The sequence below is a fragment of the Meiothermus sp. genome, from assembly GCF_026004115.1.
GTDB lineage: Bacteria > Deinococcota > Deinococci > Deinococcales > Thermaceae > Meiothermus.
The window spans coordinates 440,601-455,587 of the sequence record NZ_BPIM01000001.1 but is presented as its reverse complement, the minus strand read 5'-3'; the positions used below and the strand labels follow the sequence as shown (position 1 = coordinate 455,587).

The window sequence follows — 14,987 nt, the reverse complement described above, 5'->3', positions numbered from 1 at the left end:
ACTTTATGCTGCCAGACCGCACGGGCGAGCTGCGCTTGTTGCTCGAGCGGGCCCTGTCTTTGGGCTACGAGGTGCACTCGATTGCTTCTTTCTGGGAACAAATCAAAGCCGGGGGCCCCAGACCCGGCCTGCACCTGGTGCTGCGCCTGGATATTGATACCGACCTGCCTACGACCAGGGCTTTGTGGCAGTTGCTGCGCGATCTGGGGGTAAGGGGTACTTTTTATTTTCGCCTCTCGACCCTGGATGTTCGCTTAATGCAAGCCATTCACGAAGCGGGCAGCGAAGCCAGCTACCACTACGAGGAGCTGGCGGTCTATGCCAAGCGTTATCGCCTGCGTAGCCGCGCCGAGGTCGAAGCGCACATGCCCGCTATACGGGCGTTGTTCGCCGATAACTACCGCCGGGTGAAGATGCAGACCGGCCTGCCCTTGCACACGGTGGCCTCGCATGGCGACTGGCTTAACCGCAGGCTGGGTGTGATTAACCTCGAGCTATTGCAAGACCCGGCCCTGCGCGAGGCGCTGGGTATCGAGCTCGAGGCCTACGACGCGGCGCTGCAGCAACACTATACCCAGCGCTACTCCGATGGCCCCTACCCTACGTTTTGGCTGGACGGCAACCCCCTGGCCGCGCTGGAATCCCGGCAGCCGGTAATCGAGGTCTTGCTGCACCCCCGCCACTGGCGGGCCAACATTCCGGTGAACGCTTCAGACAACCTCCGGCGGGTTTGGGAAGCGCTGGACTACCGCCTTAGGCTGCCCGGCTAGGCTTTTGAACGTAATTTGGCAACCACAGGCGGTGGGTAGAGGCCCCGCGGCGTGGGATAGTGCAAAGGTTTTAAGCTGTTGGGGAGAGAATATTCTCTTTTCCAGAGAAATCAGCCGCTCGGTAAGCCGTGTAAACGCCAGCGTTAAGGAACCGTTATCTAGCCCATAACCACTGGATTGGCTTATCGGGGGCCTCGAGCCCTTTCTAGCAAGGAAACCCGGGGCGCTGTGTCTGTGGCCAAACCGGCCCGCAGCCGGGGCCGGCGGTTGAGTGGGCCAAACCCGTTAAAGCGCCTGGTTATGCTCGTTTCGTAGGTGCATTTGAGTGTTGCAAAACTCCATCCCCCGACTACACTCAGACTCGTAGGATCTCCATAGATCCCAATCCAAAGGAGGTACTGGATGACATATCGCTGGTTACTACTACTCTTTGCAGCCCTGTTCCTCGCTGCGTGCGGTGGGGGTGGTGCGCCGACCATCAGCACCATCGAGGTGAGCCCCACCACGGCCACCAAGCAGGTGGGCCATACCCAGCAGTTCACGGCGGTGGCCAAGGATGCCGGGGGCAACACTATTTCCGGCGTCACTTTCACCTGGACCACGAGCAACCCCAGCGTGGCTACGGTGAATAGCAGCGGCCTGGCCACTGCGGTAGCGGTTGGCACGGCCACCATCACCGCCAGCGCGGGGGGCAAGAGCGGCACCGCCACCCTGACCGTGCAGATCCCGCCTCCACCCGCCATCGAAACCATCGAGGTGAGCCCCACCACGGCCACCAAGCAGGTGGGCCATACCCAGCAGTTCACGGCGGTGGCCAAGGATGCCGGGGGCAACACCATTTCCGGCGTCACTTTCACCTGGACCTCGAGCGATGATGGCGTGGCCACGGTGAATAGCAGCGGCCTGGCCACTGCGGTAGCGGTTGGCACGGCCACCATCACCGCCAGCGCGGGGGGCAAGAGCGGCACCGCCACCTTCACCGTGAACCCAGTGCCTACCTTCGCGGTTGGCGGCACGGTGCGCTACCTGAATGGGTCGGGCCTGGTGCTGGCCATCGGCGCGCAGACCAAGACCATCAGTGCCAGTGGGAGCTTCACCTTCGATACGCCCCTGCCCGACGGCACCTACACGGTAAGCGTGCAGACCCAGCCCAGCAGCCCGGACCAAACCTGCAACGTTACCAACCCCAACGTGACCGTAGCCGGTGCGGCCGTTAGCAACATCGAGGTCGAGTGCAGCCCTTACACCAAGTGGCTGGCCAGCACGGGCACCGACAAGGGCACGGCCATCACCACCGATGCCAGCGGCAACGTGATTGTGGCGGGCCTTTCCAGGGAGTTGCTGGGTGAGCTGGGCCAGCTCAACAGCCGCTTCCCCGACGTGGTGGTAGCCAAATACGACCCCAACGGCACCCGCCTCTGGCTCAAACAGTTTACGGTGGGCGACCCCAACACCTTACCTAATGTAGAGTCTTCGGCTAAAGGGGTGGCCACCGATGCTGACGGCAACATTTACGTGGTGGGTAGCGCCTATGTCTCGGCCAGCAACGCCTTCAAAGGCTTTGTGCTCAAACTGGGGCCGAATGGCAACCGAATTGACTCCATCAAGCTCGACCAGAACACGTCTTCAGAAAACGGTCTAAATGCGGTGGCGGTGAGCGGAACCACCCTTTACCTGGGTGGCTATACCAACGGAATCGTTCCAGGGGGTACCAACGCGGGCGGTTCTGACGCGGCGCTTTATAAGTACGACACAGACCTTAACTTTAGCTGGGCGGTTCAGTTCGGCTCCAGCGCCAACGACCAGATCACGGCCATGGGCGTGGATGCGAGCGGGGATGTCTACGTGGCCGGTTTTGCTGCTGGGGCTCTGCCCGGCAAAACCCACCAGGGCCAGACCGATGCCTTTGCGGCCAAGTACAGCGCCGGCGGTACCCAGCAGTGGCTCAATCAGTTCGGTACAGCCTTCGGCGACTCGGCCAATGCGCTGGCCGTGGTGGGCTCGGATGTCTATGTAGCGGGTTACGTGACAGGAATGTTCGAGGGGGGCTTTAGCTATAACGGCGGCACCGATCTGTTTGTAATCAAGTTTGCCGGCAACGGTATCGAGGACTGGCGTAAGCAGTATAGCCCCACCGACCCGGCCCAGATCAACCCCTACGGCATGGCCGCCGACGCCAGCGGCAATGTGTACATTGTGGGCGATGTGAACGTCTCGATTGACGGCACCGAGACCCACAAGGGCGGTAAGGATGTCTTCGTGCTGCAGTACCTGGCCAACGGCACCAAGGGCTGGAACCGGCAGGAAGGCAGTCCGCAAGATGAAATCGCCCTGGCGGTTACCCTGCGCGGTAGCGATCTCTACATCACCGGTCACACGGCGGGGGCCTTCGATGGCTATACCAACCTGGGAGGCCCGGAGGACATCTTCGTGCTGAAGTACGATACCGGCGGTAACAAGAAGTAGTTTCCCAGGATTTGAGGGGCTCGAGGGGAATCGCCCTCGAGCCCCTTTCCTTATACAGGGCGTTATACGCATCGTTACAGGAGAGTTGCGTGTTCAAAATAACCCGTTTGCGGTTGTAATGCAGTATATGCTGCCCTTAGCAAAAGGGATTATTGCCGAATAACGCCGTCATAACGGCTCCCAGACTAAACTTCTAAGCGTTAGCACCAAGGCAGCCATCCCTGAAGGAGCGAACGAATGGTAAAAGAATCCCACAGCGAAGTAGCCTTTGCGCCCTGGCCCCACTTCGAACCCGACGAGATCGAGGCTGCGGTAAGCGTGCTCCGCTCTGGCAAGGTGAACTACTGGACCGGCCAGGAGGGCCGCCAGTTCGAGCGGGAGTTTGCCGAGTATGTAGGTACCCGACATGCCATCGCCCTGCACAACGGCACGGTAGCCATCGAACTGGCCCTGTACGCAATGGGCGTGGGGGAGGGCGACGAGGTCATCACCACGCCGCGCACCTTTATTGCCTCGGCCAGCGCGGCCGTTATGCGGGGGGCCCGGCCCGTGTTCGCCGATGTGGACCGCAACAGCGGCCTGATAACCGCCGAAACCATTGCAAAAGCCATTACCCCGCGCACCAAGGCCATCATTGTGGTGCATCTGGCAGGCTGGCCCGCCGACATGGACGCCATTATGGAACTGGCCCGCCAGCACAACCTCTGGGTAATTGAGGACTGCGCCCAGGCCCACGGCGCAAAGTACAAAGGCCGCAGCGTGGGCTCCATAGGTCATGCCGGGGCCTGGTCTTTTTGCCAGGACAAGATCCTGACCACCGGGGGCGAAGGCGGTATGCTTACCCTGAACGACGACGAACTGTGGAACAGGGCCTGGAGCTTCAAGGATCACGGCAAAAGCTACGATGCGGTATACAACCGGCAGCACCCGCCGGGCTTCCGCTGGCTGCACGAAGACTTTGGCACCAACTGGCGCATGCTCGAGGTGCAGTCGGCCATTGGCCGGGTGATTTTGCGTAAGCTGGATGCTTGGATCCAGAAGCGCCGGACGCACGCCCACTACCTGAGCGAGCGCTTCCGTCAGATTCCCGCCCTGCGCGTACCCGAGGTGCCGGCTGAGCTGTACCACGCCTACTACAAATACTACGTATACGTGCGCCCGGAAAAGCTTAAGCCGGGCTGGAACCGCGACCGCATCATGGTAGCGATCAACGAGACCGGAATACCTTGCACGACCGGAAGCTGTGGTGAGATTTACCTCGAGAAAGCCTTTACCCGCCGGGGCTGGCAGCCAAAAGAGCGCTTGCCGGTGGCCCAGGAGCTGAGCGAGACCTCGCTAATGTTCCTGGTGCACCCCACCCTGGGTTTGGAGCACATGCGGGCTACCGCCGATGTGGTTGAGCGGGTGATGGAGGAAGCCTCGGCCTGATACACGCTGGCTCGATTGTGGGCTCGATTGTGGGGAGGAATAGAGCATGATTCATTTCAAAGAGTTGCGATTCACAGCCGATGTGGTCTTGCGCATTTTGGCCGATCAAGCCATGGTACTGGGTAGCTTTGCTCTGGCCATGATCCTGCACCTGGTCTGGGCTTACAGCAACTCGGGCGACCCCCGCCTGCTGGGGGCCTACGCCCAGATTTACCTGGCCAACCTGCCCATGCTGACAGGCATTAGCTTCGTTGTTTTTGTGCTCAGCGGTTTTTATACGCGGGGCCGGGCCTATCAGGGTCGCTACAAAATGCTCATCGTGACCCAGGCTGTAGCACTTACGTACCTGATATTTGGCTTCGCGGTATTTATGCTGCCCGTGGTGGATCCGCCCCGTTCGGTGCTGTTTTTGTCGGGCTTCCTTACCCTGGGTCTGACCCTGGGTTCTCGGGCCTGGGTGTACTACTGGGAGCGCATCGAAAGCAACCGCAGGGGCAAGGCCAGCCCCCCTGTTGCTGTGGCCGACGAGCGAATCGTACTGGTAATTGGCGGCGCGGGCTACATTGGGTCGGGCTTGCTGCCCAGGCTGCTCGAGCAAGGTTACAAAGTTCGCCTGTTCGATCTTCTGATGTTCGGCAAGGAGCCCATTGCCCATGTGCTTCACCACCCCAACCTGGAAATTATCCAGGCCGACTTCCGCCAGGTAGACAAGGTAGTGGAGGCCATGCGCGGTGTGGACACCGTGGTGCACCTGGGGGGCCTGGTCGGCGACCCCGCCTGCGCCCTGGACGAAAACCTCACCATCGAAATCAACCTGGTGGCTACCCGCACCATTGCCGAAATTGCTAAGGGGATGCACGTGCGGCGCTTCATTTTTGCTAGCACCTGCTCGGTTTATGGGGCCAGCGACCTGGTCCTCAACGAACGCAGCAATTTGAACCCGGTATCGCTTTACGCGCGGAGCAAAATTGCCTCCGAGCAGGTTTTGCATCAGTTGCAAAGCGACGACTTTTCCGTGGTCATCCTGCGCTTCGGTACCATTTACGGCCTCTCGGGCCGCACCCGCTTCGATCTGGTGGTCAACCTGCTCACGGCCAAGGCTGTGGTAGAGAAGAAGATTACCGTGTTTGGTGGTGACCAGTGGCGGCCCTTTGTGCATGTGGACGATGCCGCGAATGCAGTCATGATGGCAGTAGAGGCCCCCAAAGAGCTGGTGCACAACGAGACCTTCAACGTCGGCAGCAACGAGGGCAACATGACGCTGGGCATGGTTGGCGAACTGGTCAAGAAGCTCGTGCCCGACGCCGAACTGATTGACTCGGGGCGCGATGGCGACCGCCGCAACTACCGGGTGGACTTTTCCAAAATTCGCAACCGACTGGGCTTCGAGCCCAACTGGACGGTGGAGCAGGGGATTCGGCAGGTGATCGATGCCCTGCGCAGCGGCAAGGTGCGCGACTACCGCGCCCCCATGTACTCCAACGTGAAGTATCTGACGGAAGATCTGGCCTCGGGGTCGGTCAAGCAGTACTTCCTCGGCTGGGAAAAAAGCTTGATCGAACAGGCTTACGCACAAAATACGCAAGAGGAGAACCTGCCGGTGATTCCTCGAGCCTGATGGATTTCGGCAAACACCATAGGGAGGGGTATGGAGGTGATGTAGTGATAGTACGAGACTGGTTGCAAAGGGCTGGAATACTTGTTCTTTTAGTTTTTTTGGCTGCTTGCACCCCCAAACCCCCGGCCACGCCCACCAATTTCCAGGCCACCGCGGACACCACCCCGCAGGTGGCGCTGCGCTGGGATGCAGTAGCGGGCGCTTCGGATTACTTGCTCGAGCGCAGGTCGGGAAACGGCGACTTTGCCCCTATTTTTGTGGCCACAGCCCCCCAGTACACCGATAGCAGCGTTGAATACAGTACCACCTATACCTACCGCCTGACCGCCCGCAACGGCAGCGGTAGCAGCCCGCCCGTTACCGTAGAGGCCACCACCCCGCCCCAGCCCCAAGCACCCCCCGAGGCGCCCACCAACCTGGAGGCCACCCCCAACGACACCCCCCAGGTGCGCCTGACCTGGACGGCCCCCGCAGGGGTGTCGCGCTACACCCTCGAGCGCCGCATCCGCGATGGCAGCTTCGTAGTACTGGAAGACAGCCTTCCGGCCAGCACCACCCAGTACACCGACAACGATGTGGGTAACGGCACACCCTACACCTACCGCCTGACCGCCCGCAACGCCGCCGGCCCAGGCCCCCAGGCCACCGTGGAGATTCAAACCCCGGCCTACAGCGAACCTGGCTTTGTGCAAACCCCCACAAGCTACTCCTTTGCCGATGACCCGCCCTCGAGCCAGACCCTGCAGAACCTGGAGGACGAGGGCCTGGACGTGGAGTACTTCAACAACCCCGACCTCACCGGGCTGTACGCCCGCCGCATCGAGCCCAACATCAACCGTACCTTTTCGGGCCAGGGCCCCGTGCCCGGTATGGATCCCGATACCTTCAGCATCCGCTGGACCGGTCTGCTGACCCCCCCCACAACCGACACCTACACCCTGGTGGTGCTGGCCGACGACGGGGTTCGCCTGTGGGTTGGCAACCAGCTTCTGATAAACCGCTGGGCCGACCAGAACCTGACCCGCCGCACGGCGCAGATGACCCTGAACGGTGGGCAGGCCTACCCCATCCGGCTCGAGTACTACAACCGCGACCCCCGCGGGGCCATAAAACTCCGCTGGGCGCGCGCCGGGCAAACCCCGGTGCTCATCCCCCAGAGCGCCTTCAAGCGCCACGCCAGGGCCCGCATCGGCTACTTTGGCCCCAAACTGCCCTGGCCCACCGTGGCCACCCACGCCACCCTGCTGCCCGATGGCCGGGTGATGACCTTCCACGGCCTGGACCCGGTGGGCAAGGGCCAGAGCGACTACTACCGCGACTACAGCAAGCACGCCTCTACCCAGGTTTTCGTCTGGACGCCCGGCACCCCCACCGACGCCCAGAGCCAGGCCCGCTACGACAACACCCGCACCGACCTGTTTTGCGCCGGCTATGTGCTGGCGGCCAACGGCAAGCTCTACCTGGCCGGGGGCAACCTGGGCTACGACTACACAGGTACAGGGCAAGAGCAGAACTTTGCCGCAGGCCACACCCACACCAACATCTTCGACCCCGCCAGCAACACCTGGGCGGCAGGGCCCGACATGGAGCAGGGCCGCTGGTACCCCAGCGTCATTACCCTGCCCAACGAGGAGATGCTGATTATTGGCGGTAATGCCGATCAGCATAACAACAACAACATGGCCGACGACAAAAACTACATCGCCGACGTGTGGAACCCGTTTTCCAATACCCTGCGCCGCCTGACCTCCGCCAGTTCTTTTGGTAAGGGCATCGAACACTTTTACCCCTGGGTGCACGTAGCCCCCAACGGCCAGGTCTTTTTGTCGGGCAGCTACATATACTGGTACTACCTGGATACCAGCGGAGCGGGTGCCTGGGGCCCCATAAACACTCAAACCTACAACCGCTACTATGGCTCCTCGGTGATGTACGAACCGGGCAAGATCCTGGTGCTGGGGGGAGGGGCGATCAACCTGGACAACACAGCAGAGATGGGCGATAAAACAGCCCAGGTGATCGAGCTGAACCCCAACAACCAGAGCATCGCGGTGCGCAATGTGGCCCCCATGGCCCACAAGCGCACCCACCTGAACGCCACCCTGATGCCCGATGGGCGCATATTTGTCAACGGCGGCAACGAAGATGGGCTTATCTTTAACAACGGCACTGCGGTCTACGAAAGCGAGATCTGGTCGCCCAGAACCGAGACCTTTAAACCCGCCGCCGAGGCCCAGTGCCCCCGCACCTACCACTCCACGGCGCTGCTGCTGCTGGACGGCACCATTATTACCATGGGGGGCGGTGCTACCGGGGGCGATGACCCACCTACCTACCCCGAGTGCGACAAGACCAGGGGGAATGGACAGAAAACCAACCAGCTCAACGCCGAGATCTACTACCCCCCCTACCTGCACAATGCGGACGGCAGCGAAGCCGCCCGCCCGGTCATCCAGGCCGCGCCCGAACGGGTGAGCTACGGACAGACCTTTAGCATCAGCACCGACGTACCAAGCTCGCTGGTCGAGCGGGTGACCCTGGTGGCTTTTGGCTCCGTTACGCACGCCTTCAACATGGGGCAGCGTTTCCTGGAGCTGAGCTTTACCCGCACCGGCCCCCACACCCTTAGCGCTGTGGCGCCGGCCAACGCCAACCTGGCAACACCGGGCTACTACCAGCTTTACGTGCTCGATGGCCGAGGGGTGCCTTCCAGGGCCTGGGTGATGCGGCTGCGCGAGGCCGGGCGGCCCTAGCGCACTTCAAAGGGCCCCAGATCCAGGCTGCTGCCCTGCAGGCGGGGCTTGGCCAGGAAGTCGATTTCGGGGGCGCGCTCGACCACGCCCTTGTCAATGGCGGGGCTGCTGCTGCTCAGGGTGTAGTCGCCCGAGCCATCGGGCTTATAGTTCACAAAGCCGGGGTCCAGGCTCAGGCTGCCCTGGTGGGAACTGGTCAGCAGACGCCAGTTGGTGGTGTTGTTCCAGACCAGGTTGTGGAGGAAGCGGTTCTGGCCGGTGTTGTTTTCCTCGCTGATGCCCCTGGGGTTGCCCACTACGATATTGTTGGCAACCAGGAAGTTCTGGGCGATGTTGCCGCGGGTGTTGTCGCCCGAGCCGACCGAGATGCCGCCGTAGAGGTTGGCAAAGGAGAGGTTGTTGGTGATGGTAACGGCGGTGGCCGCATGCCAGGTGGTGATGCCGAAGCCTCGGGTGCGGTAGGTCACGTTGTTTTGTACCGTTCCGCGGGGAGCGCCCTGGTAGATGCCGTGAATGCGGGTGCAGGAGCCTGCGTTCAGATCGCCAATGTCGTGTACCAGGTTGCCCAGCATGACCCCATCCGATGAGTCGGGAGAACTCATATTAACCCCGGCCCCGCCGTTGGTATCGCACTGAGCCCGGATGCCATAGACATGGTTGAACATAAAGCGGTTGTACGGCCCCCAGCTAATGATGCCGCTGTTGGTGGCGCCGGTAACTTCGAAGCCGACGATATCTACGTAGCTGCCGCGGACATCGATACCGAAAAGGGCGCCCTGGGCATTGACTTTGGCGCCCCAGCGGGTGTCGGAGGCGATGACGATGCGCCCTGAGGCGGTGCCGCTGACGCTGACGCTAACGGCTTCGTTGTAGGTGCCCGGGAGGACGCGCAAGACCTGGCCGGGCTTGAGCCGGGCGGCGGCGAAGGTAATGGTAGCCCAGGGACGCTCGCGGCTGCCGTCGTTGGCGTTGCTGCCGCCGGGCCCTACATAAAAGGTGGGGCCGCTGGGAATGGGGTAACTGGGAGCGGTGCTGCTGACCTGAATGCTCAGGCTGGCGCTTCCAGTTTTTCCCTCCGCATCGTAGGCGCTAATGACCAGGGTATTGCTGCCCATGCGCAGGTTGGAAACCACAAAACTGGTGTTAACGGTGGGCCCAGGGGTTATGGGAAGGGTCACCTCGGGGGCGTTGTTGAGCCGGTAGCCCAGACGGGTAACGCCGGTGTCGTCGCTGGCGCTGACCTGGACGGTGCTGCTGGTGTCGTTCAGATTGGCGCCGCTCACCGGACTCAGAATACGCACCGTGGGTTCGCCAGAGGCAGGCGGAGGGGTTTGTTCGGAACTACAGGCGGCAAATAAAGCGGCCAGGAGGGCAAGAGTTAAGCGTCTCATGTCTGAATCTCCCAGGGTGTTAAGCAGCGCTTGAAAAGATCACCCCAAACGTTACAGACCATAACCGGATAGCAATAGAGTTTTTTTTGATAAACGTTAAGTTGACCTTTAGAAAAGACATAGCTGTAACGAAAAACGTAACACAAAGGAACCTCGAGCCCATGTGACAAAAAAACCAGCTTTGGCTCGAAAGGCGTCTATCCTGAGCATGTGCAAGGTCTGAAATTCGAACAATGCGCCCCTGACGCCATACAGGGTGGTGTATCCAGAAAAACCGGTTTTTTGGGGCCGAGGTTAGAGATGGCTCTGGCCGCCTGCCCACAAACAGCGGATCGCTCGAGGCAGCCGCATTTTGAAAGTGGCGGGCTCGAGTACGCGCGTTACGCCAGCGCCCTGTTTGCAGCAACTTCCCAACACACCCTACCCGGGAGGCCTTCTTGTGTTTGAGTCTGCGTGGTTTCTGCTGACTGTTTTGACCTCATTAACGCTGGTGGGCGTTACCATACCCATAGCCAGAAACCTGGGCGTTGTGGACAAGCCGGGCGTAATCAAGATCCACGCCCTTCCTACCCCCCGCTTGGGGGGCATTGGGATTGTGGCCAGCGTGGTGGTGTGGGGTTACTTCACCCAAACGCTTTTGGACTGGTCCTTGCTTGGGCTGCTAATCATTGCCCTTATCGGCGTTTTGGACGATTGCTATAACCTGTCGCCCAGAGTCCGCCTGGCCGCAGAGCTACTGGCGGGGGTTGCACTGGGCCTGCACTTCTGGGAGCCGCTGGGCTGGGTTGCGCTGCTCCTGGGATTGATTCTGGTACCGGTAATGTCCAATGCAGTAAACCTGACTGATGGCATGAATGGCCTGGCCTCTGGCAACGCCCTCATATCCGCACTGGGCCTGGCGGTTTTGCTGTGGGGGGCCAGTAGCGAGGTTCCGCTTACCCTGGTTTTGGCGGGTAGTTTGCTGGGGTTTCTGGCCTGGAACTATCCTCAAGCAAAAACCTTTATGGGCGACGGCGGCAGCCTTTCGATCGGCTATCTGCTGGCCATGTGCTGGCTAATTGCTGCGACCCAGGGCATCACAACTTTTCTGGCAGCGGGCGTAATGCTCTGGTTTCCGCTTTACGACATGCTGGCAGGTATTGTTCGCCGCTGGCGCAGCGGGAAACCCATCTTCGATGGGGATCGCGACCACACCTACGACCGCCTCGACCAGCTGTACCTGCGCAACCCGGCCAGGACTGTACTGGTGGTCTGGATTACGAGCCTAATCTTGGTGCTGGCGGGCTTACTGGTGAACAGCGTGTCCTTCTGGTTGGGCATAGGCCTGAGCCTTTTGGTGGTAATTTTGCTGTTCTGGGTTGCGTACCGCCTGGGCTCGCTATAGGCGTCACTATAGCGCCCTTCACAGGCGTTGCCGCCCGCGAAAACGAGAATGCGTCTGCACCCAGACGTATGTTGCGCATCCAAGCGTGGGCCGGGCCCGGCCCATGGGTGCTTGGATTTCGAGTCTCCGAGTTGCAAAAATGCTCGTAGCAAGGCGAGATGGCTGGGTGTTATGCCCCCACCTAGCCTCCCCAGTTGGGGGAGGAAGAGGCTCATTCTATGTGAAGAGCGCTCTATCCGTGTAGCGGAGGGCGGTACCGCCCCCCCTGGAATGGGCGACTCGGCGACGCTTTTTCGCCAAACAGGGAGGGGCGTGCTCTAGAAAGACAGTCTGTGGGTCTTTGGTTTTGGCTGTTGTTCTGAATCCGGTGTTACTCGGCAGCCCGTTCCTGGGTGGGGTTGTCTTCCAGGGCCCGGCGGCATTCGCGGAATACGTACAATACCAGCACGGGGAAGGGAATGTCCTGCTCGAGGGCTTCCTGCACGGCAAAGTAGCGCCCCGGATCGGCAGCGCGAACCCTGGGGGCCAGCGCTGCCCATAGCTTGAGCAAGCCTTCTCGGCTGTGCGGAAGCCCTTCCTCGAAGCGCTTGAGTGGGTCGGAGGGCGTGTTCATTTTCAACAGATAGGGCCGAGCAGACTTAGTCACGCTCTCAGGGTAGGACGGCGGATGTTTTTCGACAGTATTCCAGACTATGCACTGACCAACTGTTTAGTTTTGAGGATTCCGGGTAGCTCCACTTCCAGGGTGCGTTCCTCTAAAGAGAAAACGTTGCGCATGTACACCGGGTCGGCGGTATTACCCATTTTGAGCTGTAAGTACTGATCCAGGGTGATGGGGCTGAAGGGCAGAGGAGAAATAAGCGGAACCACCCGATCCATCAGGGCCAGCGGGATGGGCAGCAGGGGTTTGCGCGAGCCCAGGGTATCGCGCACCAGCAGCAGCAGTTCGCGGAAGGTGTACTCCTTGGGCCCTACCAGGTTGTAGCTGCGGTAAAAGGTGTGGGGGCGGCTCAGGGCCTGTTCGAAAGCCCGGGCCACGTCGCCCACCCAGATTGGGCGGAAAACAAAGCTACCATCGCCAATTTGAGGGATGAAGGGAATAGGGGCGGTGACCAACCCTTTCAAAATGCCCCCAAAGAACTCGTCGCCCTGGCCGAATATCAGGCTGGGGCGCAGAATCGTCCAGTCCAGTCCGGAGGCCTGTACCAGTTCTTCGCCTTCGGCCTTGGTCTCGTAGTAGCGGCTGCCGGTGCCCCGGGCGGTGCCCAGCGCCGACATGTGCACAAAGCGACGGATACCCGCCATCCTGGCCGCCGCCAGGCTATGGCGCACCCCCTCCACGTGGGCCTGACGGAAGGTCTGGTCGCCGCGCTCGCGGATGATGCCCACCAGGTAGATCAGGGCTTCCTGGCCCTGGGCGGCCTGCTGAAGATTCTCGTCTTTGGCGGCATCGGCCATCACGTAGCGCACCCCGGCCAGGGGGCCCTCGCCGCGCCTCGAGGCCACCGTGACCTGGTGGCCCTGCTCCAGCAGGTGCCGCGCTAAGTGGCTGCCCACATAGCCGCTGCCGCCGACGATGAGTACCTTCATAGAACCTCTACACCGCTTGTAGCATCCGGCTTTCGGCCTCGAGCTCTAAGGTTTTGCGATCTACCAGATAAATTTTGCGGTAGCCGGTGTCCAGGATGCCCTCGTGGCGCAGGTCGGAGAGCAGCTTGCTGACCGACTCGCGGGTGGAGGCAGTGGCGTCGGCGATTTCCTCGTGGCTGGCGGTAACGTAGACCCCGCGTTCGTCCTGGCCTTGGGCGGCGGTGGCGGCCAGGTAGAGCAGATAGCGGCAGATGCGGCTGCGGAGTTCGCCCCATTGCAGGTGGGTCTCGTAGGCCTGTACCTGAGCCATCTGGCTGGCGAGGCTGGCGGCCAGGGCCCGCAGGTCGTCGCTGGAGAGGGTTTTGGGGTCTACGGCAAAAGCGGCTGCGTCGGTGAGGGCTTCGGCGGTGTACTTGTACTGCCGCTCGCTCAGACCCTCTTCGCCAAAATAGTCGCCGGGCAGCACGTGGCGCAAGGTGAGCTGGCGTCCATCGGGCAGAATTTCGACAATGCGCACCAGGCCCCGCTCGAGGTGGTACAGCACATCCGCACGGTCGCCTGCCCGATAGATTACCTCTTTCCTACGTACCTTTTTCATATGGCCTCCTTGAACAGGACTTGCGAGACTGCAACATGGCAAAAAGATGGCGATTTTGCTCCACAAGGAGCACCCTCCCCGGAAAAGCCCAACCCTACCACAGGCCTTCCTCCTTCAGCACCGCTGAGAGCGAATCGGCCAGGGCGCGTGGATCGTTCCCCAGGTAGCGCGCCCCCAGTCGCTCGACCAGGCGCGGGTCGTTGGCAGCGGCGCGTCCGCCAACCACTACCAACGGGGCGAGCGGGCGCAGGGCCTGGTGGGGCAGCGACTCCAGCGAAACCGGCTGGGCCGCCGAAAGCACGATGGCCCTGGCTCCGGTGCGCTCGGCAAAGGATTTGAGGTCGGCGAGGGGGGTGTTGGGGCCCAGGTAGTGCACGGTGTAGCCGGCCCGGCGCAAGAATAGCGCGGTGATCAGGCTTCCGATCTCGTGCTGCTCGCCCGGGAGGGTCGAGACCACCAGGGTGGGGCCCAGCGAACCCCCCATCAGACTGAGCAGGCCTTGCAAGGAACCCCGCAGGTAGGTGCTGGCAAAATGCTCCTGGGCGGTGGTGACCCGGCCCATGTGCCAGCCGTCGCCAATGCGGCGCAGACAGGACGAGATGACCTCCAGGACGACCGTTTCCATGGGGTGCAGTTTGTAGGCTTCCGAAAGAACCCGCTCGGCCGCTTCGGTGTCGGCGCGCAGCAGGGCCTCCTCGAGCTCGAGCGAGAGCGTTTCGGGGGGGCGGGGCCCTTCCTGGGTCAGGCCCTCGAGGTAGCGCTTGACGGCCTGAGCGGGGGCTACCCCTTCGGAAATCCATTGTTTGATATGGCGCAGGGCCTCGAGGTCGGTCTCGCTGTACAACCTATGTCCACCCGGCGAGCGCTCGGGCCGGGGGAAGCCATAGCGCCGCTCCCATTGGCGGAGCAGTGCGGTGGAGAGCCCTGTCCGCTCCTCCACTTCGGCGATGGTGTAAACCCCCAGATCGTTGCGCATAAGTAAACCCTTT

Annotated in this window: 11 protein-coding genes; 6 read left to right on the top strand and 5 right to left on the bottom strand. The window is 61.4% G+C overall.

Going from position 1 to position 14,987, the window contains the following annotated elements; genetic code table 11:
* Positions 1–5 precede the first annotated feature (5 nt).
* The 5 genes from Q0X23_RS02130 to Q0X23_RS02110 all read left to right on the top strand — a co-directional run bounded on the left by Q0X23_RS02130 (position 6) and on the right by Q0X23_RS02110 (position 9,035).
* Positions 6–770, top strand: coding sequence for a hypothetical protein (locus Q0X23_RS02130; RefSeq protein WP_297858755.1), 765 nt, complete (start codon positions 6–8; stop codon positions 768–770).
* A 402-nt stretch (positions 771–1,172) separates the two neighbouring features.
* On the top strand, positions 1,173–3,236 hold the full coding sequence (locus tag Q0X23_RS02125) for an Ig-like domain-containing protein (protein WP_297858754.1): 2,064 nt from the start codon (positions 1,173–1,175) through the stop codon (positions 3,234–3,236).
* A gap of 237 nt (positions 3,237–3,473) precedes the next feature.
* A complete protein-coding gene (locus tag Q0X23_RS02120) occupies positions 3,474–4,664 on the top strand; it encodes a DegT/DnrJ/EryC1/StrS aminotransferase family protein (protein ID WP_297858753.1) in 1,191 nt (396 codons plus the stop codon).
* A gap of 46 nt (positions 4,665–4,710) precedes the next feature.
* Entirely contained in the window at positions 4,711–6,282 is a 1,572-nt protein-coding gene (locus tag Q0X23_RS02115; RefSeq protein ID WP_297858752.1) for an NAD(P)-dependent oxidoreductase, read from the top strand.
* A 44-nt stretch (positions 6,283–6,326) separates the two neighbouring features.
* Positions 6,327–9,035, top strand: a complete 2,709-nt coding sequence (locus Q0X23_RS02110; protein ID WP_297858751.1) for a PA14 domain-containing protein — start codon at positions 6,327–6,329, stop codon at positions 9,033–9,035.
* Here the strand turns inward: Q0X23_RS02110 and Q0X23_RS02105 are convergent.
* Positions 9,032–10,426 carry a choice-of-anchor Q domain-containing protein gene (locus Q0X23_RS02105; protein WP_297858750.1) on the bottom strand — a complete coding sequence of 465 codons (1,395 nt, stop codon included), beginning with the start codon at positions 10,424–10,426 and terminating at the stop codon, positions 9,032–9,034. The genes Q0X23_RS02110 and Q0X23_RS02105 overlap by 4 nt on opposite strands.
* A 472-nt stretch (positions 10,427–10,898) precedes the next feature.
* Here Q0X23_RS02105 and Q0X23_RS02100 point away from each other — a divergent pair, with 472 nt between their 5' ends.
* Positions 10,899–11,810, top strand: coding sequence for a glycosyltransferase family 4 protein (locus Q0X23_RS02100; RefSeq protein WP_297858749.1), 912 nt, complete (start codon positions 10,899–10,901; stop codon positions 11,808–11,810).
* Between the two features lie 370 nt (positions 11,811–12,180).
* Here Q0X23_RS02100 and Q0X23_RS02095 read toward each other — a convergent pair whose 3' ends face one another.
* The 4 genes from Q0X23_RS02095 to Q0X23_RS02080 all read right to left on the bottom strand — a co-directional run bounded on the left by Q0X23_RS02095 (position 12,181) and on the right by Q0X23_RS02080 (position 14,974).
* The gene (locus tag Q0X23_RS02095; RefSeq protein ID WP_297858748.1) at positions 12,181–12,456 is read right to left on the bottom strand and encodes a hypothetical protein; all 276 of its coding nucleotides are present in this window, start codon (positions 12,454–12,456) and stop codon (positions 12,181–12,183) included.
* Between the two features lie 44 nt (positions 12,457–12,500).
* Complete coding sequence (locus Q0X23_RS02090) at positions 12,501–13,400, bottom strand: complex I NDUFA9 subunit family protein (protein WP_297858747.1); 900 nt, start codon at positions 13,398–13,400, stop codon at positions 12,501–12,503.
* A 7-nt stretch (positions 13,401–13,407) separates the two neighbouring features.
* A complete protein-coding gene (locus Q0X23_RS02085; protein WP_119342079.1) occupies positions 13,408–13,998 on the bottom strand; it encodes a Crp/Fnr family transcriptional regulator in 591 nt (196 codons plus the stop codon).
* Between the two features lie 94 nt (positions 13,999–14,092).
* On the bottom strand, positions 14,093–14,974 hold the full coding sequence (locus Q0X23_RS02080) for a MerR family transcriptional regulator (protein ID WP_297858746.1): 882 nt from the start codon (positions 14,972–14,974) through the stop codon (positions 14,093–14,095).
* Positions 14,975–14,987 lie beyond the last annotated feature (13 nt).

Bases quoted from the DNA above. Each gene is read 5' to 3' on its own strand.
- Q0X23_RS02085 (WP_119342079.1), bottom strand. From the start codon at position 13,998: ATGAAAAAGGTACGTAGGAAAGAGGTAATCTATCGGGCAGGCGACCGT.
- Q0X23_RS02125 (WP_297858754.1), top strand. From the start codon at position 1,173: ATGACATATCGCTGGTTACTACTACTCTTTGCAGCCCTGTTCCTCGCT.
- Q0X23_RS02105 (WP_297858750.1), bottom strand. From the start codon at position 10,426: ATGAGACGCTTAACTCTTGCCCTCCTGGCCGCTTTATTTGCCGCCTGT.
- Q0X23_RS02120 (WP_297858753.1), top strand. From the start codon at position 3,474: ATGGTAAAAGAATCCCACAGCGAAGTAGCCTTTGCGCCCTGGCCCCAC.
- Q0X23_RS02090 (WP_297858747.1), bottom strand. From the start codon at position 13,400: ATGAAGGTACTCATCGTCGGCGGCAGCGGCTATGTGGGCAGCCACTTA.
- Q0X23_RS02130 (WP_297858755.1), top strand. From the start codon at position 6: ATGCTGCCAGACCGCACGGGCGAGCTGCGCTTGTTGCTCGAGCGGGCC.
- Q0X23_RS02080 (WP_297858746.1), bottom strand. From the start codon at position 14,974: ATGCGCAACGATCTGGGGGTTTACACCATCGCCGAAGTGGAGGAGCGG.
- Q0X23_RS02115 (WP_297858752.1), top strand. From the start codon at position 4,711: ATGATTCATTTCAAAGAGTTGCGATTCACAGCCGATGTGGTCTTGCGC.